Here is a 24,463-nt window from a genome sequence, read left to right as displayed (position 1 = left end):
CGCCGCCGTGAGACATCTGGTCGCGAGCGGATCCTTCCTTCTGCCCCTGGGTTCGGTTTGAGCGAACCGGGGAGCGCCGGCCCTAACCGTCCTCGTCCAGCCGCCGGCTGAGGGCTGCTGCGGTTTCGGCGCCGCTCTCTATGGCGCCGTCCATGAACCCGGCCCAGCCTCGGGCGAGGTCCGAACCACCGAAATAGAGGCGGCCATGGGGCACGAAGAAGTCGGAGTAGTAGCGCGACAGCTGGCCTGGGCGGTAGGTGGTCCAGGTCCCCTTGGCGTAGGGGTCGGTCGACCAGTTGTGGCTGTCGCACATCCGGACGGTCGCCTCCGGGGCGAACTGGCGGATCGCCTGCTGCACCTGGGCGGGATCGGTCCCGTCGATCGCCGAGTCATCCGAGCCGATGCCCACGAGGAGCCGGCCACCGTCGAAGTTGGCCTGCTCCGAGACCCAGCAGAGCGGGCCGCCCCAGCCCGAAGCCATGAGGAACTCGGGAACATCGTCGACCAGGGCATGAAGCTTGACAGCCTGACCCGCCAGTCCTTCCGCGGCCAACCTGGCCTTGAGCGAGTCCGTGGGGATCGGAAGCTCCATGTCCTCCCAGGTGTTGACCGGAGTGGCCAGCAGAGCGAACCGGGCCTGGTGGGTATCGCCGCCGGCCGTGGTCACCTCGACATGGCCGCCGGCGTCGACGATCGACGCGACCGGCGCCGAGAGCTCGATATCCGCACCCCCGTCCTCTGCCATAGCGTCGACCAGGCTCGCCGTCCCCAGGGCGAACTTCGTGGCCGGGGCGTCGTCGAGCGTCCAGGTCATGTTGTCGTAGCCCGCCACCCAGGTGAGGACCTGCAAAGCCGACACCTCCGAGGGATCGCAGCCGAACGCGAAAGCAGCCCACATCGAGAGATACTCGTCGACGAGTTGCTGGTCGCTGTAGGGGGCGACGAACTCGGAGAAAGCAATGTCCAAGTCGTAGAGGTCCGGGCTGTCGAGATCGGACCCGAACGTCACCCGGCGCGACTGATCGACAATGTGATCGATGGCCTTGTCCAGTTCTGGCCGGACATCAGGCGGCACGGGCTGGTCGGAACGGGCCAGGCTACGACCCCCCAGCGACACCCGGAATGCCTGACCCGCCGGGCTCAGAACAGTAGGCAGGGAATACCGCTGGATCTCCCGGGCGATGTTGAGCTGCGTGCCCTCGTCGAACCACGTGCCACCCATCTCGGCATGGTGATCGGTATCACCAAACCGCTTCCACCAAGTCCGCCCACCCAACCGATCCCGCGCCTCGAGCACCAACACCCCGTACCCGCAATGAGCCAGATCACGAGCCGCCGTAAGCCCTGCGATACCACCACCAACAACGAGTACGTCATGCATGAGCCCGCCCTCCAGCCTGCAAAGATGACCTGAGCGCAAGCTACCACGAGACGGCCGCGCGGAGCGGCCCGCACGGACTCCATTCAAGCCCTCGAACCTACGTCTCACCGGGTGGCGTGGCCAGTGATCCCCTTGATCATGTGATGTCCACCGAGGCGGGAAGCAGGTGGACCAGAGGCAGATCGAGTGCCCTTTCAATTCTCAGCAGCACATTGATACCGTATGCAAACTCCGGCTCAGGAAGGAATCGAGTTGGCCATGGCTCTATCCGGGATTGTGGCGAGATGTCCGCGGTTCCCCGTTCGTGGGGAGCAGATCGGATGTCCGGTGGGTATGAGGCACAGCTGACCACCGAAATGCTGTCGATCGTCAACGGTCTGGTGTTCGACGGTGTCGGCCCGGAGCCGGTGGAGTGTCCGATCCACACCAAGGGTGGGCGGATCGTCGGCTTGGAGGGTGCGCCTCCGGAGGCGGCGCGGGTGCTCGACGCCCGCGGTCGTGTCGTGACACCCGGCCTGATCGACGCCCACTTGCATGCCTACTTGGTGAGCGTGGATTTCACGGAGAACGAGGCCTTGCCGATGAGCTACGTGTCCGCCAAGGCCGCCAGGCGCCTGGAAGCCGCCCTCCGCCGCGGGTTCACCACCGTACGAGACGTCGCGGGCGGCGACATCGGCCTCCGGATGGCCATCGACGAGGGGCTCATCGACGGTCCCCGCTACCTCTTCACCGGTCCGGGTCTCAGCCAGACCGGAGGACATGCCGATCCGCGCCCCGGCCATCTGGCCGTCGAGGTTCTCGGCCACCATGCCGGGGAAATCGTCGACGGCGTCGACGATCTGCGACGGGCGGTGCGGGAGCGTTTCCGGACCGGTTCCCACGCCATCAAGATCTTCACTTCCGGGGGTGTGGCCTCTCCCACGGATCCGCTCCGTAGCCTGCAGTACTCCGCGCAAGAGGTGCGCGCGGTCTGCGACGAGGCGTCCCGGCGGGACTCCTACGTAGCCGCCCATGCCTACTCCCCCGAAGCAATCATCCACTCGGTGACGAACGGCGTGCGGACCATCGAACACGGAAACCTCATCACCGAACAGGCGGCTGCGCTCATGGCGGAACACGGCGCGTACCTGGTGCCCACCTTGATCGCCTACGACGCCATGGGGCGGCGGGGCACCGCCCTCGGGTTGCCTGCGGTCTCGGACGCCAAGAACCGCGAGGTGCTCGACGCGGGCCTGTCATCCATCGACATCGCCCGCCGGGCGGGAGTACGCATCGGGTTGGGAACCGACCTGGTGGGCGACCTGGAAGACGAGCAGCTGATCGAGTTCAGGATCCGTTGCGAGGTCGACACCGTGACCGATGTCCTGCGCTCCGCGACCTCGGTCAACGCAGCCATCCTGCAACGACCGGACCTGGGAGTGATCCGGGAAGGCGCCGCCGCCGATCTCCTGGTACTCAATGGCAACCCCTTCGAGCGAGCCGACGTGTTGTGGTCACCGGAACGCCTGGTCATCCGATCAGGAAGGTTGGTGGACCCATGATCCGCGGAGAGGAAGGCCGATGAGAGCCAACCGATTGGCTGTCGACGTGGGGGGAACGTTCACCGACGTGGTCCATCTCGACGACGGCGGGGAGATCCGGTTCGAGAAGGTCCCCACGACGCCGGAGAACCCGACCCTGGGTGTAGTCGACTCGATCGCCCGGGTCGGCGCAGCCCTGGCCGGCACATCCCTGTTCACCCACGGCACCACTCTGGCCCTCAACGCGCTCCTGACCCGCTCCGGCGCCCGAACGGCGGTGGTGGCCACTGCGGGGTTTCGGGACGTGTACCTGCTGGGACGGACGTCCCGGGAGGGGAACTACGACATCCTCTACCGCACCCCTCCCCGCTTGGTGGAACGCTGCGACACCTTCGATGTGACGGAGCGCCTCATGTACGACGGCTCCGTCCACACCGGATTCGACGAGGCGGACGCTCGCCGGATCGCTGCGCGGATACGCGACGGCGGCTACGAGTCGGTCGCCGTCGCCTTCCTGCACTCCTACGTCAACCCCGCACACGAGGAATCGATGCGGGAGGTTCTGGCAGAGGTCGCTCCCGGCGTGGAGGTGTCGATCTCGTCAGATCTCTCCCGCGAGTACCGGGAGTACGAGCGGACCAGCACGGCAGTCCTCGACGCATATATCAAGCCGATCGTGCGTACCTACCTGTACGAACTCGGCCGGGAACTGGCGGCAGGGGGTTTCGAGGGTCGGTTCCTGATGATGCGGTCCGGGGGCGGGGCGATGACCGCCTCCTCGGCCCGCGAGAGCCCTGTGAACCTGATCCTGTCGGGCCCGGCGGGAGGTGTCATCGGGGCGGCGGGTTTCGCCCGGATGATCGGGGAACCCAACCTGGTCACGATCGACATGGGTGGCACCAGCCTGGACGCCTCGCTCATCGTCGACGGGCAGCCCGTCATGCACCAGGGCGCCGAGTTCGAGAGCCTGCCCATCAACATCTCGTCCCTCTACATCCACACGATCGGGGCCGGGGGTGGCTCGATCGCCTGGACCGACGAAGCTGGAGGTCTCCAGGTCGGCCCGCACAGCGCCGGCGCGGACCCGGGGCCCGCCTCGTACGGGTCCGGTGGAAGCGAAGCCACCTTCACCGACGCCGCCCTCGTGGTGGGCTATCTCGGCCAGGAGGCCCCACTGGGAGGGACCCTGACTCTCGACAAAGACCTGGCCCTCGGCGCATTGGAACCGCTCGCCGAGCGCGTGGGCATAACAGTGGAGGAACTCGCCCTCGGCGTGGTGAGGATCTCGGCGGTCAAGGTGATGGGAGCGGTGCGCTCCATCACCATCGAGCTGGGCCGCGACCCGAAGGACTTCGCGCTGCTGGCGTTCGGCGGCGCCGGTGGGATAGTGGCGGTCGACGTGGCCCGGGAGTTGGGTATGGGCACTGTCATCATCCCGCCGGGCCAGGGCGCCTTCTCCGCGCTCGGGATGCTGATGGCTGACGTCCAGCACGACTTCGCGCAGACCGCCGTGATGCCGCTGGAGTCTCTCGAGGCCGGCCAGCTGGAGGCCTCCTACGCCGAGATGTCGGCCCGTGCCGGAGATGTGCTGCGCTCAGAGGGCTTTCCTGTGGAGAGGCAGGTGCTGGCGCGGTCGATCGATCTCAGGTACACCGGCCAGCAACATCCGGTGTCGATCCCTCTCCCGGCCGGGACAGCCAACCCGATCGCAGATCTGGGAGAGCGGTTCGCCGAACTCCACCATCGCCACTACGGCCACACGATGACCGATCCCGTCGAGGTCACGACGCTGCGTCTGAGCGCCACCGGGACGGTCGATCAACCCGGGTTGCCGGCACTTCCTCGCCGGGCGGCCGGGCTGCCCGAGCCGTTCGCAACCCGGTCCGTTCTCGACGCCGGAGGCGCCTACCGCGTCCCTGCCGGGGTGTACAGGAGGGAGGACCTCCGCCGTGATGACGAGATCGCCGGACCGGCGGTGATAGTCGAGCACACCGGCACCACCGTCATCCATCCGGGCGATCATCTGGTGGTGGGAGAGCATGGCGAGCTCGTGATAGCACTGGGGGTCACCGATGATTGACGCCATCACCACCGAGATCATCCGTCACGGGCTTCTCTCGGCCTGCGAGGAGATGGCCCGGAACCTCTGCCGGACGTCCTACAACACGGTCGTCTACGAAACCCACGACTACGGGGTGGGACTGCACGATGTGAACGGAGACATCGCCGCCGACGCTCCGGGCATCGCCGTTTTCACCCGCGGCAACGACTACGGCATCAAGCGGTCGATCGAGTTCCTGGGAACAGACGCGATGAAGCCCGGCGACGTGTTCATCAACAACTACCCGTACTGGTCGTCGGCCCATACGCTCGACACGCTCGTGTTCGCTCCCATCCATGTAGACGGGCGCCTGGTCGGCTTTGCGTCCTGCCGCTGCCACGTGCTCGACCTCAAGCAGAAGGACCCTGGATACGTACTCGACTCCACTGACATGTACCAGGAAGGGATCTTCTTCCCGGTCGTCAAGCTGTACCGCGAAGGAGAGATCAACGAGGACATTTTCAACATCGTGCGTTTCAACAGCCGGCTGCCCAGCCACACGATCGGGGACATACAGGCCCAGGTGTCGGCCGTAGTGACCGGGGTCAGACGGACCCGTGAAATCGCCGACAAGTTCGGGGCCGAGACCCTCACCGCCGCCATGGACGCCATCAACGTCCACGGCGAGCGCCTCGCGCTGGCAGCCCTGCGGCGCATGCCCAAAGGCACCTGGAGCGCCGAGGACTACATGGACCACGACGGGGTGGATCTCGACAGACCGATAAAGATGGCCGTGACCATCACCATCACCGACGATGAGATGATCGTCGACTGGACGGGGAGCGACGAAGGGGTTCGCGGTCCGATCAACCTACCGCGGGGCTTGACCGAGGCGTTCAACTGCCTGATCTTCAAGGCTCTCACCACTCCCGAATGGCCGGTGACGGCCGGCAACTTCCGCCCGTTGCGGGTGATCACCAAGGAGGGATCGGTGATGCATGCCGTTCCACCCATGCCCACCTTCACCCTGTGGGGTGGATTGCTGGGCGGCGAGGTGATGCTGAAGGCCCTGGCACAGGGGATGCCCGACCGCGTGCCTGCCTGTTCGGGGGGTGACGTCTGCTCCGTCATGGCCCTCGGAGTCGACCCCCGCACCGGAGGCCCGTGGCTGGAGGGCATGAACGACGCGGTCGGGTTCGGCGCCCACGCCGGCGGAGACGGTGAGGACGGCATCATGCATCTGTCCGAGCCGGGCTGCCGCAACAACCCCGTGGAGGTGCTGGAGATCAAGGGTCCCCTAATGATCGACCAGTACGGCTACCGGCCCGACACCGGAGGCCCCGGCAAGCACCGCGGCGGGATGGGTATCAGCAGGGTCTACCGGTTCCTCGCCCCCAGCACGGCCATCTCGATCGTCTACAAGACCCTAAGCCCTCCATGGGGCATCAACGGCGGGAAGGAAGCCGATCCCAACCACATCGTGATCGACCCGGGGACCGAGAACGAGGAGCGCAAGGGCAGCAGCTACAACTTCCTCGAAGCCGGCCAGGTCCTCGCCAACAACACCGGAGGAGGCGGCGGCTGGGGCAACCCCTTCGAACGCGATCCCGCAAAGGTGGCAAAGGATGTCCGCAACGGCTTCGTATCCGTCGAGGCAGCCGAGCGGGACTACGGCGTCGCAGTAGACCCCGCCACCTTCACCGTGGACACCGCAAGAACAGGAACCCTCCGCGAATGAGGGACACGCTCCTGAGGAGACTCATGTAGGGGTTGACCCCGGCGGCGTCAGGTGTGGGGGTGCTGGGGGTGTTGGCCGACGAGATCATCTGTCAGATCCACCAACAGTCCGGGCGGCGATGGTCAAGAACCTGCCGAGCGTCTCGTTGATGCGGTCGAGTTGCTCTTGGCGGAACTCGTACGACGGATAGTCGTCCGAGTTCCGCACGTGATACTTGTAGTGGTCCAAGGCGGCGACGATGAGTTCGACGTCGCATCGTTCGAGAGGGTTCATCTGACCGGGGTGTGTCACGAGGTCTCACCACGAAGGATCATTGGAGTCGGCTCCCTAAGGGACGATTGACTGCTCCGGTGACGCGGCCGTATCCACGATGCGGAGCTTCACGTTGGAGATGATAGGTGGGTAGCTGTAGCGATTTCGTCGGATGACTGGGGTCTCGAGTCGCCGGATCTCGTCTACGCCGCAGACCGTCTTGCTCGTGACCCAGGTGTGACCAGACTCATAGACGTGCAGCCGCCGCTTGAGGAGTTGATCGTCAACACTCTCTAACGGGCTCGCTTCGACGGACGCATCAACCCCAAACTTGGACAGCGGGGGCCGTGATGCGAGCGCTCGTAGAGATTCTGTGATGTCTCCCAGATCGATGCTATCCGCGTCTGAATAGGCGAAAGTGATGTCCACTCGGACGGGAGCCGATCGGCCGTCACGGAGTGTCTCGCCGTCGATACGGCCGACGCGGAGGAGAATCGACTGGGGAGCGGGATGCGAACTCGAGCTGATGAGGCGCTGGAACATTACCTTTGGATACTTGAGGGCCCGGAGTTGAATCAGCATCGTTCGAACAGCGGCGGCTCGGGTCTCGCTCCCACTTTCCCTAAACTCGCTCGCAGTGCTTCGATCCCTGAACGCGCCGGCGTAGGCGGGCTCGATGTCAAGGCCGGCAGATTTCCGCCCGAGCGCGTTGGCGACGCTCAACACGACGCCAGTGCCGGCGAAGGGGTCGAACACCACGTCCTCCGGATCCGTTGACAGTAGGACCATCCGCTTGACCAGCTCCTCCGGCAGCGGGCACACGTGCGGAATCGTTGGTGTGCGCCAGCTCCCCTGCACAGGGATCGGTATCTCCCACACGTTCGAGGGATGTCGTCCGTTTGGGTTGTAGCGCTCTGGCCACCTGAGCCACCACTCGCGGAACTCAAAGTCGCGTAGACGGTCGACCTTGAACTTGTGGTTGTCGGTCTTGACGAGAAAGAGCACGTATTCGAAGAGATTGCGGAAGCGTCGACCGCTGGACCACGGGAGCGTACGGTCCTTCTTCCAGATGACGACTTCGCGCAAGGTCCATCCCGACTTTGCTGCGAGTGATGAGAGTTCGAACGGGAGGGGAAGTTGCCGCGCTACCTGACCAGGAAGCTCCGCGTTGACACGGAGCGTGTCGACCACCATCCAGAGGCTGCCCGTGGACTTCGTGTGGTCGTAGAGCTCGCGGAACACGTCTCCCATTGCCGCGAGGTATTCGTCGTAGCTTTGGCCGAAGCCAATCTGATCCGGCTGGCCGTAGTCCTTGATATTCCAGTACGGCGGCGATGTGATTGTGCAGTCCAACGGCTCAGCGTCATCGCCGAGGAACGGCATGAGGGTGGACATGCCCCTGGCGTCCGCTGTGTGCAGGGTGAACGGATCGTTGAAGTTCATCTAGACGATCGTTTCGACGTAGCGAGGGATGTAACGAATCAGCTCGCGATGGCATTCGACGTCGCGATCGTCGAATCCCATTGCCTTCAATCGGTTGAAGGCTTCGGACCGACCGGTTGCCGCGAGGTCGAAGACCTGTCGCTCGCGTTCGCTCAAGGACAGGTGCGGGATCGAGTAAGGGGCGTTGCTCTTGACGTCCAGGAAGGGCAGTTCCTGCTCGCATCTGCGGCGGTACTTCTCGTCGTCTTCCGCTTGTAGATAGCACCCCCCGACGGTCACCATCTGCGTGCTGTCGCGGTAGAAGATCTGGAGCGGCATCGAGAAGACGTCGGCTGCGCTGGCGAATGCATGGCGAAATGCCGTACGGAGGAGCTTGTGAACCGACTTGTTGAAGGTGCCGTCCTCACACTCGTTTGGCTGGATTTGGTTGGCGACGTCACCAAACGTCGCCGTGTACCAGTCCGCTCGCTGGTGACTGCTCATCTTGCGTATTACTCGTGGCGGTCTTCCGTTGACTGTAACGAAGATGAAGTCTCCCGCTGAGACGGCCGTTCCCAAGGAGTAGATGTCAGCAATGACCTCCGTGCCAATCGCGCCGTCGTAATCGAACCAGTAGATCGAATTGACGTCGAACTCATCGAGTTGGATGAAGTCGGTCGTACTTTGTTCTCGCACGTCGATGAAGCCGTATGGTGCGTTGAACCGGGCTCGCTCGACCATGTTCGGGTCGTGCTCGAGACTGACCATGTTGTGGATGCCGAGGTAGCGGTGCAGCAACAGATAGTCGTAGAACCGATTGCCTCCCATACCTACGTAGCGATAGCTGCTGATCTCCAGCCCACACGCTCGACCGAGCGCGACAAGGTCCAGGAGTATCCGGCGCTCGGTCTGCTTAGCAGGCCGAAGGTCGTAGCTCACCAAGCGCGCTGAGGACTGTGGAGTCATTCCTCGTCCCCGACTTCGTTCCGAAGGAAGAAGTCGAGAGTGTGTCTTCCGACCTCGGACCCACTCATCCCGGGCCGTCTCAAGTGCTTACTGATTCGCGTCACGTCCGCCCTCTTCGCGTCGTATTGGATCCGGATCGTGGGATCCTTCTTCGGCGCGGGAGGCTTGAACTTTCGCGGCTTCGCCAACGAAGATGCGAGCGGGTTGACACTCCCGCCACGCGCCTCGTTCAACTCGCTGGACTCCACCTCCGTGCCAGACTCGGTGTAGCGCCTGTCGAGGAAGTTGACGATCGCCTTGGCAGTACTCACCATCTCCCGCCTTGCCCGCTGCCACGCGATGCTGTCTTCGTTGACAGACGCTTTCGTTGTATTCCAAGGCAGCGACTCGGGATCTTCGCTGACAAACATTACGATGCCCAGGAATGGCCGGTGCTTGGGCTGGTGGATGGGTAGGCCATAACTACCCCAGCCCGTCAGGCTGCTCTTGTCAGCACTAACGACCGTGCGGCCGTTGCACAGGACGAACCATCCAGACGTCGCGTCGCGGAAGTGCCCGTTTGAGTCGGTTGGACCAAGACCGGCGACGATGGCGCATGTTGCGTTGGCGATCGTCACGGCCTCGATTGTCCGGTTCTCACTCACTTGCACGCTGTCTGGCGCGACGGACTCCCCGTTGACACTGATCGTGACGAACTTGTCCAGGAAGTAGTGGTAGGTCCTGCCGATTGTCTTGATCAAATGGCCCTCGAACATGCCATCGTCGAGCCGAGTCGCAACATCCTCGTGGAGATGGGTGATCTCTATAACGGTTCCGGTGGTGTCGGCGTCGGCGTTTGGTCTCTCTGTAATGGGGAAGCTCCATACGCCCTGTTGCAACGCTGCCCATGCAGGAACGTCGAGATCAAGTGCGAATCCGCCTTGTTCGTGGTCTGACACGATTGAGATTTGGTCGCCCATCTTGAAGATTGCACGCTTGAGACCGATCCCGTACACCGACAGCCTGTCTAGGGACGCGTGGGAGTCCGGGGCTGCGCGACCGAATTTGAACGCATGAGACCTAGCGGTCTCCGAGTCGATGCCGGTCGCGTTGTCGGCGATCTTGACGCTCTCGGCACTGAATTCGATATCGATGGAGGTGGACGCCGATATCTCGGGGTCATCGAGCGCGGAGAAGTAGCTCTCCGCCGTCGTCAGCTTGTCCGCAAATGGGGCCAGCGCAGAATTGATCGAGTTGTCGATCAGATCAAGGAACGCAGCGACGAGGGAGATGTCGCGGGTCAGGAGCGAGATGAACAGCCGTTTCTCGGGACTCGCGTCGGCGGTCAGGTTGTTGGTCATGGTCGATCCGCTCAGAAGTCCTGCGTTGGCATCGGCTAGTAGGTGTCCTCCCTCTCCGCCCGACCCTGTTAGGTCTGCCCTGGTCAGAGGCCTTTTAATGGGGAGGCATGGATTGTTGGATTTGTCTGTGTGTCAGTTTAGCCCCCTAGGTGTTGGTGAAACCGCCCGGGGTATCACCTGAGTCTCCGAGGAAGCCGATGCGGTTGACCACCTGATCCGGTTGATACCGTGCAGGTGATGGACGTGCCTTGAGGGACGACGGGGTTCTGCCCCGACCTGGCGCAGCGGCCATGTCTGAAGTCGCTACCGGTCTTCCGGGCGCGGGTGGTTCTGTTGTTGATGATGCGCTGGCCAAGCTCGAAGAGCATGCCCCGCAGCTGACTCGTGGCGTGTGGCGGGAGGGCATGAACGACGCGGTCGGGTTCGGCGCCCACGCCGGCGGAGACGGTGAGGACGGGATCATGCATCTGTCCGAGCCGGGCTGCCGCAACAATCCCGTTGAGGTGCTGGAGATCAAGGGTCCCCTGATGATCGACCAGTACGGCTACCGGCCCGACACCGGAGGCCCCGGCAAGCACCGCGGAGGGGTGGGCATCAGCAGGGTCTACCGGTTCCTCGCCCCCAGCACGGCCATCTCGATCGTCTACAAGACCTTGACCCGTCCATGGGGCATCAACGGCGGGCGAGAAGCCGAACCCAACCACATCGTGATCGACCCGGGGACGGAGAACGAGGAGCGGAAGGGAGGCAGCTACAACTTCCTCGAAGCCGGACAGGTTCTCGCCAACAACACCGGAGGAGGCGGCGGCGGCTGGGGCAACCCGTTCGAGCGCGACCCGGCCAAGGTGGCGAAGGATGTCCGCAACGGATTCGTATCGGCCGAGGCAGCCGAGCGGGACTACGGCGTCGCAGTGGACCCGGCCACCTTCACCGTGGACACCGCAAGAACAGCAACCCTCCGCCGATGAGGGAACCCTGGCTACAACCGGCCGGATTGTCACGTTTCCTCGACCCGTGAGCTCGACCCTATACCGTGGCGTGGGCGGGGTTACCATCTGGCCGGGCCGGTATTGCAAGGGTGGAGCGCAAGGGGGTTTCTGTGTCTGACGACATGTTGCTGGCTGACCTGGTCTCAAGCTTCCCTGGCAATACAGAGGACATCGCGACCGAAGCTCTCTGCCACATCTTCCGCCACTCGGTCGCCTGCATGAAGGCGTTGAATGACGTGGTCAAGTCCGGCGTGCGAGGTGTCAACCCCATCAACAGCGTAAAGACGCAGGTCATCGGGGTCGATGGAACACGGCCAGACCTGGTCTGCTGCGATCAGACAGGCCAGGAGCGGGTGCTCATGGAGGTCAAGTTCTGGGCACCTCTTACTGCGAATCAACCCAATGGCTACATCAAAAGGCGGCTGCCCGAGGACGGCCCTGCGGTCCTTATGTTCCTGGTGCCTGATGACAGGGTCTCGTACCTGTGGCCCCAGTTGAGAGAGCGCCTCCGCGAGCTCGGTCCTTTCGAGGAGATCGACGCCGAGCGCCGCTGCGTGCGTATCGGCGACACTCAGCAGCACTTGATGGTGGTCAGCTGGGAAGGCCTGCTCGACGCCATGGCGGCTAGAAGCAGCGACAGCGGCGAGCCCGGCACAGTGACCCAGATCCGCCAGCTGCGGAGCCTGGCCCTGTGTGCCGGCGACCAGGGCCTCAAACCCATCCGCTCGGACACCGAGTCCGTCATGTCGGAGAATCGGCTACACCAATACCGTCGCCTCATCGACGCCACAACCGCGAAAGGCGTCAAACAGGGTTGGGTGGACCGCAAGGGGCTCCATAGGGCTAGTAAGTCCTACGGCTACGGCAGATACATCAGCTTGTGCGGCAACGTGGTGTGGTTTGGCATCAACAAAGACCTGTTCGAGACCACCCGCACGACCCCTCTTTGGGCCTCTCGCCACCACAGCAATGCCGACGAGCCCGACGTGAGCCGGGAACTCGGCAAAGAGGACCAAGACTGGTACCACAGGCATGGCCGGTATTGGTTCCCGATCGAGCTCATGAGAGACGTCGAGGACCCCCAGATTCTCGCCGGCGTGGTCAAGAGTCTCAGACGTTACGGAGACGACCTCCAGGCAGCCCGTAAGACCATCGAACGTCGTGCCAGCGGTTCCACCGTTTCTTCCTCAGCTTCCGCTGAAGCGACGGATGTGCGTTAACTCCGGGTCTTTCAGCCCTTGATCTCCAGCCGGTTAGAGAGCGCTGCTCAGCGGTTGGTATTGGCGTCACAGGGTGGAGAGCTTCCTGATCGAGACTGGGGAATCACGATGATCGTCAACCTCTCGTCCTTCACGGATGGCCTGGTTGAAGCGCTCCCACTCCTCATCACTCAGGTCAACCGTCAACCTCTCATCGGGATAGAAGACCTTGGCATCGGCAGCATTCAGGAATGCGTCCATGTCGAACGGTTCCCCCCACGGACGATCATTGCTTAGATCACGCACCGCGAGCTTCTTGCAGTCTCCCTCATCAGAAAACAGCCCCGTCCCTTCAACCTCGACGTATTGGGTTGCCAACCTGAGCATCTCCTCCTCGAGTGAGGCGTCGAATTCCAGACGCACGTAACCACCGGCATAGCTGTGGAGTTGGGCAGTTCCCCTGGCCCAGTTGACTTCCTTCAGCCATCCCTGCAGCAGCGCTTCTTCCTCGACCTCCACGGGGACGGTCCTGTCGGGGTCACGACGTTTGATTTCGACTCTGCGTGGCTCTGATTGGCTTCCGAGCCACAGCTGCCAACCGTCCGAGAGGCCAGATGCCGCACCCGAGAGGCAATCAGTCACCACCGGGGGCAGCGTCGAGCCCTCACGTCCGTCCCAATCGCGCAACGCGCGGACCGCCTGCTCCCCATAGCTCTCCTCCCAGGACACCTGCGCAGACCGGCCGGTAGGAGGGTCGAGGGTGAGCTCAACAACCAACGACCCCGTCCGTACGGTGGTTATCCGCAAGCGGCTCTGGTCCCGCACCCAGTTGGGAACCCTGCCGGGGCGCGGAGACCTGCCTCCCAGATGCGAAACCATAAGCTGCACCGCCCTGGTCACTCCTTCCAACACCGGCTGGAAATCCTCAACCAGAACACCGGACTCATCAGTTCCCGGCTTATCAAGCGTCATGATCAGCGAGTTCCTCGTCATGTCAACCTCCATAACGTGGCGCTTACCCTTTGCCGGGCTGAACCGCTCCAGATGATCCGGCGCCGGTTCATTCGAAGCCCAACCAGCCAGTCTGGGAATTCGAGGCTGCGCGATTTCGTGGGTTTTGGGTGCTGTAGCCGGTGTGGGGGTCATCTTACGAGGATGCCGCGGGCTGCGTAGTTGTCGGGGTTCGTGAACCCGTGAGCGACGCGTCGTAGGACTTGTAGGAGGTTGTTGATCCCTTCGATGGGTCCGTTGGTGACCCGTCGGGCGCTGTGGTAGGCCAAGATTTCTTCTCCCCAGGAAATGATCGTGTCCACAACGTCGTGGTATTCGGGGATCTGGCCGCTGTCGTAGAGGTCAGCGAACCGGGCGAGCGCCTGGTTGGCTCCTTGGAGGTCGTCGGCTTCGTAGATGCTGTAGAGCTCTTGGAGAGCATCCCACGCCGTCTTGAGCCGAGGGTAAGCCTCGAACAGTGTCTCCAGATGCTTGCGGTGGGCGTCGGTGAGATGGTCTTCTCTCCGCAGCAGGGTGAAGCGCGCTCGGAACAGGTCCGGCTCGAATGCTGGGGGTGTCTGGTCGGGGTCGCGGCGTTGGAGTTCTCGTCTTACCAGAGTCAAGCCTTCGGTGAACCAGCGAACCACATGGAAGCGATCCAGGACGTGGCGGGCGTCGGGCAGGTATTGGCTAATCGCAGCTTGGTAAGACCGTGAACCGTCTGTGACGACGATCTCCACCCCCTGGCACCAGTCCGGCCCCTGTTCCCTAAAGAACCTGCTCAGAGACCCTTTCGTGCGTCCTGGGATCATCGCCAACACCTGTTTGGTGTCCCCACACGCAACCACGGTCACATACCGGTGACGACGCCGAATCGACGTCTCGTCCACCAACAACACCCGACACGGCCGGACCCGACGCCGCTTCGCGACCCGAGCCGAATGGGCTCTCACCAACGCCATGATTCGATGCCAACCCACCCCATGACGGCGAGCCACCGCCCTAATCGACATCGCCCGGGCGTCCTCCACCAGCCGGCGAGAAAGCCGCCGGGTGAGACTCCCCTGAAACTGGTCATGCTCCTCGAGGTGCCGCTCCCCACAGTTGCCGCACACGAACCGCCGACGCCGCCACACCAGCGTCGTCCGCCGGCCCGACACCCCAAGGTCGCGGACCCGCTTGACCCGCCGATCCCACACCCGACGGCAGCGGAACCCGCAATACGGGCACCGCGACCACTCCCGAGACGACTCCACCTCCACCTCCAGGCGGTCAACCGTATCGACCGCCACACCCAGCACCCGAACACCACCCAACCACAAGCGAACGGACATAACATCAGACATCGAGGCCTCCTGGCATCGGCGAACTGGTACTTCACCGATTTCAGCGAGGCCTCACCCCCAAACCAAGGATTTCAGGCCCCCGCACCCACGTATTCGCGCAGGGCCGGGAATTCTGACCGTAGTAGTAGGTCTCTTCCGTCCTCGTAACGAGGCAGCCTATGGCGCGGCCCTGACACGGCAGCGCCATGCGTGGTCAGGGTGTGCCAGAGCAGGCCGGCCGGACGGCGAGTCGTGTGGCCCCGCCATGGGGCCGAGCGCTCGGAGAAGGTGCCACCTCTTCTGCACGGCCGCATATGGCCGGCTCGGGCTGGCTAGAGGTGATCTGTTCCATCGAATGGCGCCGTTGGTCAGCGAGCGGATGGCACTCCACATGCGACCAAGGCCTCAACGCCCTTCCGGGTTTGCCCGGCCCGACACCGGAGGCCCCGGCAGGCACCGCGGCGGGGTGGGCATCAGCAGGGTCTACCGGTTTCTCGCCCCCAGCACGGCCATCTCGATCGTCTACAAGACCCTGAGCCCTCCATGGGGCATCAACGGCGGGAAGGAAGCCGACCCCAACCACATCGTGATCGACCCGGGGACGGAACACGAGGAGCGGAAGGGCAGCAGCTACAACTTCCTCGAAGCCGGACAAGTTCTCGCCAACAACACCGGAGGAGGCGGCGGCTGGGGCAACCCCTTCGAGCGCGATCCCGCAAAGGTGGCGAAGGATGTCCGCAACGGCTTCGTATCCATCGCGGCAGCCGAGCAGGACTACGGCGTCGCAGTGGACCCGGCCACCTTCAGCGTGGACACTGCAAGAACGGCGACCCTCCGCTGATGAGGGAACCCTGGACAGTACAGCTAGTTGGACCATCATGGTTAGCGATGCCCGGTCTGTCATCTCCCGTTCGGGATGTCACCCCGACCGAGCGAGCGAGACGCCTGGTGACCACTCCCGATCCGAGCCGGGACATCGTAGAGCGTTCAGGTCGTGTTGTCGTATCCGGCCACCCAGGGGAGGACCTGCAAGTCCGACACCTCCGAGGTGTCGCAGCCGAACGCGAACGCAGCCCACGTCGAGAGATATTCGTCCAGGAGCTGCTGGTCACTGTAAGGCGCGGGCCGGACATCAGGAGGCACAGGCTGGTCGGAGCGGGCCAGGCTACGACCGCCCAGCGACACCCGGAACGCCTGCCCCGCTGGGTTCAGCACAGTAGGCAGCGAACCACGAAGACAACAGCCAGAGAACTGAACCACTAATCCAAGTGGGCTGACTCCACACACGGCCACCACCAAGCGTATACCCAAGCGGGCCAACCTCCCGTTGGCTACCAGAGGAACACAGTTCTCTTCTCTACACCTTCCTCGTTACAGTGCCGATAACACGGTATAGGATCAGCTTAGGTAGAGACATCTTCTTTGATACCTATCCCCGCTGTTTCTAGGTACTTTTTCTCAAGCCAGTGAGCTATCTGCACCTCATGCTTACGTATAAACCTGGTGACATCCCAGTTTAGTACCGATGCAGTGATCGGGAGCAACAGAACCCCGCCGACCGACATGATGGCTATCCAACGCATTACCGGCGACATCCTCTCCGGTGGGAGTCCCCATTCAGGGGCTATAGAAAACCAGATCCCAACTAGCAACACAACCACAACGACTGCCAATAGAAAGCGCCGTAAAAGAGCCGCCCTGTGGGTTGCCCTTCGCCGCGCCTTTTTTCGTTGATTGTCGAGCACATAGTCCCGCTCACGCTGGGCGCGGATTACCTTAGCGACAGCCCGGTCTCGTGCATGCTCGGCCGCCACAACAGTATTCATCAGCGAATCTTCTCGCTCCACAGCCGCGGCCAACGCTTTAGAGAGTTCGGCAGTTCGTTGGTCAACCTCATCTTGGATCGGTGCACGAATCGAGTTTTTCGCTCGGGCTATTATCTCATGTACCGTTCTTGCGTCGACGCGGACGGGTTTCCCAAGAGTCTCCTGCATCAGAGCATCCTTCGACGCCTTGGAGTAGCGAAGGAAGTAGTAGTCGTCGTGAGATAGGGAGTCATCATCGTGGAGCTTTTCGATCTCGGCCAGAAAGCTCTCCCAGCTCACGAGACCTGGTTCAAGGGCTGCATAGGCATCAGCAACAACGCGGTGGTTGGGCAAGTCAGGTGCCGTGAGCGGTTGTTTGAGCCAGAGCAGGGTAGCGAAGTCGTCGTCTGTTATGGCTAGAGGCCAGTGGTCTCCGTACTCTTTCTCAAAGAACCGCTTCGAGCACCGAGCGAGAGCCCTGTTAGGTGTCACAAATATGGCGCGTGACTGTTCAAACTTTGCAGGGAGTTGTCCCCTGCGTTGTCTGAATGTGGCGGTGAGCGCATCAAGATCATGGACCATCGGTGGTCTTCGCGGATAATTCACTTCTTCGCTAAGTTGTGCTTCAAGATCGGTTTCATTTACTGACAGCTCGGTACCGATGTCGGGTTTCTCTACAATACGAACTCTCAACGAGCGGAGGTCGCTTTCGAGTCGTCCAACCAGGATCTCGATGTCCGACGCCGTGTATCCGAGGCTCAGGAAGTGAGCCTGCACCCCTCTCGGTTGTAGCTCGGAATAGCCCGTTCGGTGGACGTGACCAGCCACGGTGCTCAGGATCAACTCCATCTCTCGGACCGTATGATCGAATGTGGCAACATCTACGCCGCTCTGATATGCGAGATCAAGGAGTTCCCGCGCGGCTCTCTCTTGGTCGGTACCCTGATGCCCAAGAGCAGAGAGCAGTGTTGGTGTATCGAAGAATGCCCGCAAGTTGCTGATTCTGCGCGTCACATCTTGGGGATCGGGCAGATACAGAACACTCGCCAGCTTGCTACCTTTAGCAAGCATCACAAGAGTTTCCATTTCAGGCAGGGTTCCTTCGAAAGTATGGATCACGAATTGGCTCGTTACATACTCCATCTCGTTGAGGCTTAGCGAAGTCGGTAGCGTCGTAGGTCCATGCATTGTCTTGAGGATCGGCAGCCCGTTGTTGTCCGCATACTTGATGAGGGCAGCGATCGCTTCGTGATTAGACAGAGACCTACCAGTCCTAACTTCAGTAAACTCGATGAAGCTCGCTGCCAAGGCATCAATCGCGTCTCGGCTGTCGGCGCGGCGCTCGTCGAAATTGTATGACTCTGTGAGCTTGGCGCGGTCTGGTATGAAATGGCCATGGGAACGGCTGCCGAACCCCTGCCTCGTTAGACGGCGCGTGATAGTGTTCAGCACGCCAACAGGTATCTCGAGGCCGTACCGCTCGACGAGCGCCTCACCAATCCCGCCACTGTCAATACGGCTTGTCCCAGCGGCACGGATTGTGTCACCGACAAAAGGTGTCACATAGTCAAGATACGTGGCACCGTGCTCGTCGTATGCTGTCTTGAGTAGTGCAAGTGCTGAGAGATAGTCACCGTTCATGATTCACTCGAGTGTTCTTCCGTCGTCCAACCTGCAGCAGCAACCGAGATTCGGCTCGGTGCAATGCTCGGCCGGCTAGCGGAGACCCAGGTGCCGCGCTGTTGCGCCAGTCCCAGATCGGTGGGTCCGACACACCAAGATCGGTTGACAAGACGGCATGATAGCCTCAAGAGCCTGATCTGAGCCCCCACCTAAGATGAGGGTTGTGGTGGTGGATCGGGTCCCCCTCGATCATGGGGGTCGAGTCCGACCAGGGAACTCATACCACCTGCGGTGCGGAGGTGGACCGGGTAACGGAGATGCTTGGCTTCGATTCAAGGGAGTCCTCGGAGTCCGCCGCGGACGGCCCCATCGCTGGCATGAGCTACGCAGACAGTCCATAGGCATTCCGACCGTCCGGAGGCGGAGTCTGTCTCGGTGTAGAGGAAGCGTTGACTGCCGACAAGCATGTCATCAAGACTTCCTTTGAGGATCGATAGGAAATAGGCATGAACCCCTGTTGGAGGAGCGCGCATTCACCTCATCCTTGGCCAGGGCTCCCAGACTCAACCTGTCCAACCGCCCCGCAATCCCAACCGCCCCCGCAACCATGATCGCCCATGGCCGTCCCCGACACCAAATACTGCTGCGTCGGTCGCCGGGTTGCTTGGATCTCGCGAGGCAGCCGGGCTTCCGTTACCCAAGAGGTTGCGCCCCGTGGGCCGGCCCCTTCGTCGGGTGGGGTAGCGCTCCGGTTGTTTTCGCATGTCCAGCCGTCCGGGTTCGGGGTGACCGAAGTAGGCCAGATGGGACGATCAGTCGTGGGCTCATAGACACTGAGTGGGTGAGACGTTGCCACTCGGCGAGGCGGCGCTGCGTTGTGTCGCGTGCTTCGTCGTGGGTTACCCATGCTTCGGTGACTAGGAACTCCCATGCGAAGTATGGTGACGAGTCCGCGATGCTCGGGGGACGGCGGTTGCGTCGTCGATGATCATGTGCAGTTCCTGGTAGATGCCGCCGATTGTGTCTGCGGCTTTGTGGATGTCCCTGTATGGCAGACCGAGGTCTTCGGCTTTCGATGGGTTGTAGTGCGCGATTTGCTCATTGACATACTGGTGACCCGTTTCGGATACTCTCGTTAGGCGGTCCATGCATTCGTCGACACGGTCGGTAGCCATGTTCGGAAGGGGACGTTTCTTGATGTTTCGTAGGAGCCGTCTGAGCAACCCGCTTGACCGAATCCATCGAGTTGGTGCGGACCGTGCACCTGGAGGCAAGACCGCTCGACCCGAGGGTTCCTCTAGACGCGGTCGAAGGTCCAAGAAATGGCTGAGGTGATCCACGCACCGAGCCGTTCGGCGTTGAAGAGCAACAGCAACGCGACGGCGATAAGGCCAACAACTCGGAGTAGAAAGCTCATCGCCGCGGATTGTAGGGGCCGCTCCTGGAGGGATTAGTGGCCCCCGGGGCCTGATCCGCTCCCGCATTCCTGCCGGGGTCTTACCGAGGGCATGTTCTGGCGCAAGAACGGGCTACCTGCCAGCCAACGTTGATTGGATCGGTCATGCCAGGTGCCGCCACCCCGCCTGCTGGCGACAGAGCCGAACCCGGTCTCCCACACCTTCCTGCCGCGGCCTGTCGTCGCGGTCGTTCCCGAACCCGCGCGTCGGCGGCTTCGGCGAGGACGACGCTACACAACCGGTCCGGAAGCGTTAGTCCCAGTTATTGGAGTTAGGCCCTGGCCAGATCCGCGATACGACCTCGGCCAGCCACTCTCCTCGCGCTCGGATCGTCTGCTCGTCCCAAGTGGTCTCCTGGCACAATCGGGCGTTTAGACGCAAATGTGAGTGCTTCTTCAGTTCGCGGCGCTTCTCATTCCAGGGTTCGTTGCTCAGTGCCGGATTCAGGCGATTGCTGACCAGCGTGAGGTTCCCGATGCGGTGTACATGGTGAGGCCGCTCCGTCTCCAGAACGATCTTTTGACCCTCGTCCGAAGCTTCGACCGGCCAGTGTTCTTGCCAGCTTCTTGGGAGCACATGCTCGACTTGCAGCCGCTCATACCTTATGGCTTCGACTGGCTCTCCCTTGTGATAGTCGTCGCGCTGAAGCTGTGCGTCGACCTCGCCCAGCAGGAGCCGAAGCCGGTATTGGGCGATTCCTCCGTATCCGTAGTAGGGGGAGCTTCGGAACTGCTCAACCAACTGCTCGTCCGTCGGCCATGGGTATCCATATGGTCCTTGGCGGAGTGCCTCCACGATCGCCAGCCCCGGATGCGCTCCCGGTGCTTGCGCGGCTCTGAGCACCTCGGCGAAGGCTTGGCCGTAGGCACGGGTTTGGGCCTTGATCGCCATACGCCGAATGACGAAGGACTCTACGGCTTGGAACGCCAACTCCCGCTCGCCCGGTGGGAGGTCCTCTTCGGGTCGAGTCAGAAGCCACAGGAGCACGGGAGTAGCCACCGTAACGTTGAGCCGACTGATTCGTTGGAACGACAGACGCTCATTAGCTGTCGCGCCTTCCTTACGGCCGTGGAGCCTCTCATAGGCATCCGCGTAGAGGTCCAGTTCGTACAGCGCGTCGAACGCGGTTGTGCCACTGTCCGGCAACCAACGTCGGAATTCGCCGTACAGACGACCGACGTTGATGACGCGACCAAGCTGGGCAATGAGCCAGTCTCCCATCAGCCAGTCCTGTCTTGCCCTACGAGCGTGACCAGCCCCAATAGACTCACGCCACCAGTCATCGGCATTGTCAAATCGAGCCCAGACGTCGTCGTAGAGCTTCTGGGGATCGTGGCCTTGGGCTTGAACACGCATGAAAAGCAAGTTCTTGATCAGATCAGTCGCCGATAGCGGGGTGTTACGGGCGTTCAGCGCCTCGAAAATAACTTGAGCATCGTCGACATCCTCCAGATCGATCATGACAAGCTTGACAAGCGCCAACAGGGTCGCCACCAGAAGCGAGGCCCGCCGCTGCACCGAGTCCCCATCAGCATACGGGTCCTCTGGAACTCTCTCGTCCTCCAGAAAGCTGATCGCTTGACCGAAGAAAAAGTCGCGCGCTTCGGCGAACACCGAATCATGTTGAGGTGGCGGTTCCTCGGCCACTGCCCTTCGATAACGTTCGGACTCGGCCTGCCGTGGCCAGACTTTGTGCACATCGTCGCCCGACCAGATCTCTTGGTCATTGCGACTCAGCTTGCGCAGTTGCGCTAGTTGGAGCTTGGTGATGCCTGCAGTCCGCAGAGCATCAAGCGTCCCCATCAAAAGAAGTTGCAGCGTAATGAGGCGTTGCTGACCGTCCACCACTAGGCGAGTCTTGATGTCCAGGGTGCCCGTGGGGTACGGCTCCACGACGATGGCACCCAAAAAGTGAGGTGCTGCCTTCTCATCGGCCTTCGACGCGGGCTTGCCGGCGCGATCTGACTCCTGACGCGTCTCGGCCAAGCGCATGGCGGTCGACTCAACATCGGTCCAGAGAGGTTCCCACTGCCGCTCACGGTCCCAAACATAAGGGCGTTGGTACACCGGAATCACGAAACGCCGGTCGCCTTGAAACACCTCTTGCAGCGTGTTCGTGTCAGCCTTCATCAATCAAGCCAGTCGTAAAGGAGAACGGCATGGCGGATCGGGGTCACGGGAGGATCCGTTCCTCGGAGGCAGCAACGCGGAGCTTATCAAGCGGACACGCAAACATGAAAATTCACACTTGACTGACACGCACCGCCTGGATCGTGGATGGACAGAAGTAGTCTCTGAACTGGGCGTATGTGGAGCCCTGAAGCACCGAGGGACTCCAAGCAACCGTGTGTGGCCTTCACGGCCACCGCTGACCAGGGGTGATGGTAGAGGTCCCACGAGCCTGTCACCTCCTCTCGCTGACTGAGGAGTGCGAGGTGACCCTTGCCGGCTAACGCTGTTCGATCCGGCGGCCAGTTGTGTTGATGCCGGGGCACTCTCGTACTTGTTGGACTGTGGTGTGGCGTCCTTTGCAGTGGCCACATCTAATCCTGCCCACCGCGTTGCCTCTGCGACGTTCTGGGGCGGGCCGCTCAGCCATCGTCTCGGTCGGGGGTACTGGGAGGCCCGTACAGTCACATGTGCCGCACGGACAGTGTTCACATCGGGAGTAGGTGGCTACCTTGTTTTCGGGGCGGATCCGGTCGGAGTAGTCGCCTTCGTAGTTGGCGCCCACGAACGCCTGGCACCGTGGGCAGGTGTTGGCTTGGTAGGAACCGCCCATCGTTCGGCTGCGGTGCCGTCTGATGGTCGCCCCATGGCTTCGCGCTACTTCAAGTTCTTCTTCGTCAGGTCCGTCGCCGTCCTCGACCATGGTGCCCCAGGAGCGACCTGACGGTCCGAACACGGACCCTCCTAGGTAGTCGTGAATCCCACCCCCCGTGCCTTCCCATAGCGCCAGGTTCATGTTGCCGCCGCATTTCCTACATGGTGCTGCTACTACATGGAGGGAGTAGCGGGTGGGATTGTCCAGCATCGGTTTGCCACACTCGGAACAGCTGAGCGTGAGACACCCGAGAGTGGCTTTCTTCGCCCGCAGTGTCCGAGCGTGCTCTAGACCTTCGAGGTCCGCAACAGTGTCGATACGGAACTCGGCCAATGCGACACCGTGCGCACGGGCATAGTCGTAGACGGCCTGGTCGGGCTCATGGGTAACAACCACTTCACAAAGCGTCTGGGGTTCACTCGAGGGGCCGAACAGTGCCACATCCGGTCTTATCCTGCTGCCATCAGCCGTACTGATCGTATGCTCGACAGCAACACCCGTAGCCCTCCCAACAAGGTTCGTCTCGTGGTCGCGGTAACACCGCTCGCACGTCCATCGAACGTTCAGGGGCCGCTGAGTGGCGATAGCCCGCTCCATGCGTTGAGCCAGGATCCGTTTGCCTAGACGATGAAGCAGGGACTCCCCATCACAAACCCCCACACTGGCGTGATGAGCGAAATGAGGTCTGGTCTTCGGCCCCTTCCTAGCTACCAAACGGGTCCCACACTCGACACAGACACACCCGCACGCCAAACCCCGCTCCACCGCAGACGCGTGAACGAGCACACCGTCCCGGACCCCATACGGCACCCTCAAGGATGCCGCTGGAACCGTAGCGCCCCGAGACACCCTCTCATGTGGATGCGCCGAGCCGCCGATACCGGAAGCCTTTTCGACACCCAGACTCACTCCAATGCGCCCAAGGGACAGTCCTTTAGTTGGCGTCGTTATCAGCTGCATCGGCGGGTGGTGCGGCAATAGACCGGAGTTGACCCCACGCGCCCCGGAGCACATGGCCTACCACGGGGGGCACGGACACAATCATCGGGCCGAGTACGAGCGTCGTCATGCCCAAAGCGCCTTTGTAGGCGGGAGAGGGAACCGCCCGTGCCGCGATGTGTACCGCTACGAACACAAACACCCCCCAAAGGATGAACACCAGAAGATCGACCATCGCATCAAAGCGACCAGCCACCGGATCGGGCAAGTTACGGTCGCCTAACGGAACGACGACAGCCAAGCCCACCAGCGCTGCCCCTGCGGCTGCAGTCGCGGCGCCTGCCACGGCTACGTCTAGAGCGTCGATGGCGTTGCCGAGATCCCCCAGACGCTCCGTCCACCACTCCACTGCGGAAACGAACGCAGCGAAATGTCCGGTGATAGCGGACCACAGAAACGCCAGTTCAAGCACCAACCAGAACGACGAGAGCGCTGCTCCGTAGCTCGCTGCCCACCCCGCTGGCGCGCTCCTGTATCGCCAGCCGAGGAAACACCCAGCTACCGCTGCGAACAGGCTCAGCACATAAAGGGTGAGGGCGCCTTCCTGGCCACTGAAGTACCAGAGAATCGGAGCGAGGATAGAGAGCAAGAC

Annotated in this window: 17 protein-coding genes; 6 read left to right on the top strand and 11 right to left on the bottom strand. The window is 62.2% G+C overall.

Annotated features, from left to right (window positions below; translation table 11 throughout):
* Positions 1 to 82: 82 nt before the first annotated feature.
* On the bottom strand, positions 83 to 1,381 hold the full coding sequence (locus ACOQPD_RS12460; protein ID WP_420612278.1) for a flavin monoamine oxidase family protein: 1,299 nt from the start codon (positions 1,379 to 1,381) through the stop codon (positions 83 to 85).
* Between the two features lie 320 nt (positions 1,382 to 1,701).
* Here ACOQPD_RS12460 and ACOQPD_RS12455 point away from each other — a divergent pair, with 320 nt between their 5' ends.
* The 3 genes from ACOQPD_RS12455 to ACOQPD_RS12445 are packed head-to-tail and all read left to right on the top strand — an operon-like array spanning position 1,702 to position 6,680.
* Entirely contained in the window at positions 1,702 to 2,922 is a 1,221-nt protein-coding gene (locus ACOQPD_RS12455; RefSeq protein ID WP_420612277.1) for an amidohydrolase family protein, read from the top strand.
* A gap of 19 nt (positions 2,923 to 2,941) precedes the next feature.
* Positions 2,942 to 4,981 carry a hydantoinase/oxoprolinase family protein gene (locus tag ACOQPD_RS12450; protein ID WP_420612276.1) on the top strand — a complete coding sequence of 680 codons (2,040 nt, stop codon included), beginning with the start codon at positions 2,942 to 2,944 and terminating at the stop codon, positions 4,979 to 4,981.
* Positions 4,974 to 6,680: a hydantoinase B/oxoprolinase family protein gene (locus tag ACOQPD_RS12445; protein WP_420612275.1), complete on the top strand. Its 1,707-nt coding sequence runs from the start codon at positions 4,974 to 4,976 to the stop codon at positions 6,678 to 6,680. Before ACOQPD_RS12450 ends, ACOQPD_RS12445 begins: the two co-directional genes overlap by 8 nt.
* 84 nt (positions 6,681 to 6,764) lie before the next feature.
* Here ACOQPD_RS12445 and ACOQPD_RS12440 read toward each other — a convergent pair whose 3' ends face one another.
* Genes ACOQPD_RS12440 through ACOQPD_RS12425 form a run of 4 tightly spaced genes read right to left on the bottom strand, consistent with a single transcriptional unit; the run spans position 6,765 to position 10,660 of the window.
* Positions 6,765 to 6,971, bottom strand: coding sequence for a hypothetical protein (locus ACOQPD_RS12440; RefSeq protein WP_420612274.1), 207 nt, complete (start codon positions 6,969 to 6,971; stop codon positions 6,765 to 6,767).
* A gap of 36 nt (positions 6,972 to 7,007) precedes the next feature.
* Positions 7,008 to 8,375, bottom strand: coding sequence for a DNA-methyltransferase (locus ACOQPD_RS12435; RefSeq protein ID WP_420612273.1), 1,368 nt, complete (start codon positions 8,373 to 8,375; stop codon positions 7,008 to 7,010).
* The gene (locus ACOQPD_RS12430; RefSeq protein ID WP_420612272.1) at positions 8,376 to 9,293 is read right to left on the bottom strand and encodes an O-methyltransferase; all 918 of its coding nucleotides are present in this window, start codon (positions 9,291 to 9,293) and stop codon (positions 8,376 to 8,378) included.
* Between the two features lie 23 nt (positions 9,294 to 9,316).
* Positions 9,317 to 10,660: an ATP-binding protein gene (locus tag ACOQPD_RS12425; protein WP_420612271.1), complete on the bottom strand. Its 1,344-nt coding sequence runs from the start codon at positions 10,658 to 10,660 to the stop codon at positions 9,317 to 9,319.
* Between the two features lie 290 nt (positions 10,661 to 10,950).
* Between ACOQPD_RS12425 and ACOQPD_RS12420 the strand changes: the two genes are divergently transcribed.
* Positions 10,951 to 11,628 (top strand): hydantoinase B/oxoprolinase family protein, encoded by a 678-nt coding sequence (locus ACOQPD_RS12420; protein ID WP_420612270.1) that lies wholly within the window; start codon positions 10,951 to 10,953, stop codon positions 11,626 to 11,628.
* Positions 11,629 to 11,759: 131 nt separating this feature from the next.
* Complete coding sequence (locus tag ACOQPD_RS12415; protein ID WP_420612269.1) at positions 11,760 to 12,869, top strand: hypothetical protein; 1,110 nt, start codon at positions 11,760 to 11,762, stop codon at positions 12,867 to 12,869.
* Positions 12,870 to 12,935: 66 nt separating this feature from the next.
* Here ACOQPD_RS12415 and ACOQPD_RS12410 read toward each other — a convergent pair whose 3' ends face one another.
* On the bottom strand, positions 12,936 to 13,853 hold the full coding sequence (locus ACOQPD_RS12410) for a hypothetical protein (protein ID WP_420612268.1): 918 nt from the start codon (positions 13,851 to 13,853) through the stop codon (positions 12,936 to 12,938).
* Positions 13,854 to 13,990: 137 nt separating this feature from the next.
* On the bottom strand, positions 13,991 to 15,184 hold the full coding sequence (locus ACOQPD_RS12405; protein ID WP_420611466.1) for an ISL3 family transposase: 1,194 nt from the start codon (positions 15,182 to 15,184) through the stop codon (positions 13,991 to 13,993).
* 370 nt (positions 15,185 to 15,554) lie between these two features.
* On the opposite strand from ACOQPD_RS12405, the gene ACOQPD_RS12400 reads away from it, so the two are divergent.
* Complete coding sequence (locus ACOQPD_RS12400) at positions 15,555 to 16,004, top strand: hydantoinase B/oxoprolinase family protein (RefSeq protein WP_420612267.1); 450 nt, start codon at positions 15,555 to 15,557, stop codon at positions 16,002 to 16,004.
* Between the two features lie 146 nt (positions 16,005 to 16,150).
* Here the strand turns inward: ACOQPD_RS12400 and ACOQPD_RS12395 are convergent, their stop codons facing one another.
* The 4 genes from ACOQPD_RS12395 to ACOQPD_RS12380 all read right to left on the bottom strand — a co-directional run bounded on the left by ACOQPD_RS12395 (position 16,151) and on the right by ACOQPD_RS12380 (position 24,460).
* A complete protein-coding gene (locus ACOQPD_RS12395; RefSeq protein ID WP_420612266.1) occupies positions 16,151 to 16,378 on the bottom strand; it encodes a hypothetical protein in 228 nt (75 codons plus the stop codon).
* 188 nt (positions 16,379 to 16,566) lie between these two features.
* Positions 16,567 to 18,609, bottom strand: a complete 2,043-nt coding sequence (locus ACOQPD_RS12390; RefSeq protein ID WP_420612265.1) for a hypothetical protein — start codon at positions 18,607 to 18,609, stop codon at positions 16,567 to 16,569.
* 1,691 nt (positions 18,610 to 20,300) lie between these two features.
* The gene (locus ACOQPD_RS12385) at positions 20,301 to 22,178 is read right to left on the bottom strand and encodes a DUF262 domain-containing protein (protein ID WP_420612264.1); all 1,878 of its coding nucleotides are present in this window, start codon (positions 22,176 to 22,178) and stop codon (positions 20,301 to 20,303) included.
* A gap of 1,628 nt (positions 22,179 to 23,806) precedes the next feature.
* The gene (locus tag ACOQPD_RS12380) at positions 23,807 to 24,460 is read right to left on the bottom strand and encodes a hypothetical protein (protein WP_420612263.1); all 654 of its coding nucleotides are present in this window, start codon (positions 24,458 to 24,460) and stop codon (positions 23,807 to 23,809) included.
* Between the last annotated feature and the right edge of the window lie 3 nt (positions 24,461 to 24,463).

Source organism: Candidatus Spongiisocius sp. (assembly GCF_965221825.1).
GTDB lineage: Bacteria > Actinomycetota > Acidimicrobiia > Spongiisociales > Spongiisociaceae > Spongiisocius.
This window is presented reverse-complemented; position numbering and strand designations above follow the sequence as displayed.

Excerpts from the sequence above, each read along its gene's own strand:
- ACOQPD_RS12460 (WP_420612278.1), bottom strand. The coding sequence starts at position 1,381 with ATGCATGACGTACTCGTTGTTGGTGGTGGTATCGCAGGGCTTACGGCG.
- ACOQPD_RS12455 (WP_420612277.1), top strand. The coding sequence starts at position 1,702 with ATGTCCGGTGGGTATGAGGCACAGCTGACCACCGAAATGCTGTCGATC.
- ACOQPD_RS12450 (WP_420612276.1), top strand. The coding sequence starts at position 2,942 with ATGAGAGCCAACCGATTGGCTGTCGACGTGGGGGGAACGTTCACCGAC.
- ACOQPD_RS12445 (WP_420612275.1), top strand. The coding sequence starts at position 4,974 with ATGATTGACGCCATCACCACCGAGATCATCCGTCACGGGCTTCTCTCG.
- ACOQPD_RS12435 (WP_420612273.1), bottom strand. The coding sequence starts at position 8,375 with ATGAACTTCAACGATCCGTTCACCCTGCACACAGCGGACGCCAGGGGC.
- ACOQPD_RS12425 (WP_420612271.1), bottom strand. The coding sequence starts at position 10,660 with ATGACCAACAACCTGACCGCCGACGCGAGTCCCGAGAAACGGCTGTTC.
- ACOQPD_RS12420 (WP_420612270.1), top strand. The coding sequence starts at position 10,951 with ATGTCTGAAGTCGCTACCGGTCTTCCGGGCGCGGGTGGTTCTGTTGTT.
- ACOQPD_RS12410 (WP_420612268.1), bottom strand. The coding sequence starts at position 13,853 with ATGGAGGTTGACATGACGAGGAACTCGCTGATCATGACGCTTGATAAG.
- ACOQPD_RS12405 (WP_420611466.1), bottom strand. The coding sequence starts at position 15,184 with ATGTCTGATGTTATGTCCGTTCGCTTGTGGTTGGGTGGTGTTCGGGTG.
- ACOQPD_RS12400 (WP_420612267.1), top strand. The coding sequence starts at position 15,555 with ATGCGACCAAGGCCTCAACGCCCTTCCGGGTTTGCCCGGCCCGACACC.
- ACOQPD_RS12390 (WP_420612265.1), bottom strand. The coding sequence starts at position 18,609 with ATGAACGGTGACTATCTCTCAGCACTTGCACTACTCAAGACAGCATAC.
- ACOQPD_RS12385 (WP_420612264.1), bottom strand. The coding sequence starts at position 22,178 with ATGAAGGCTGACACGAACACGCTGCAAGAGGTGTTTCAAGGCGACCGG.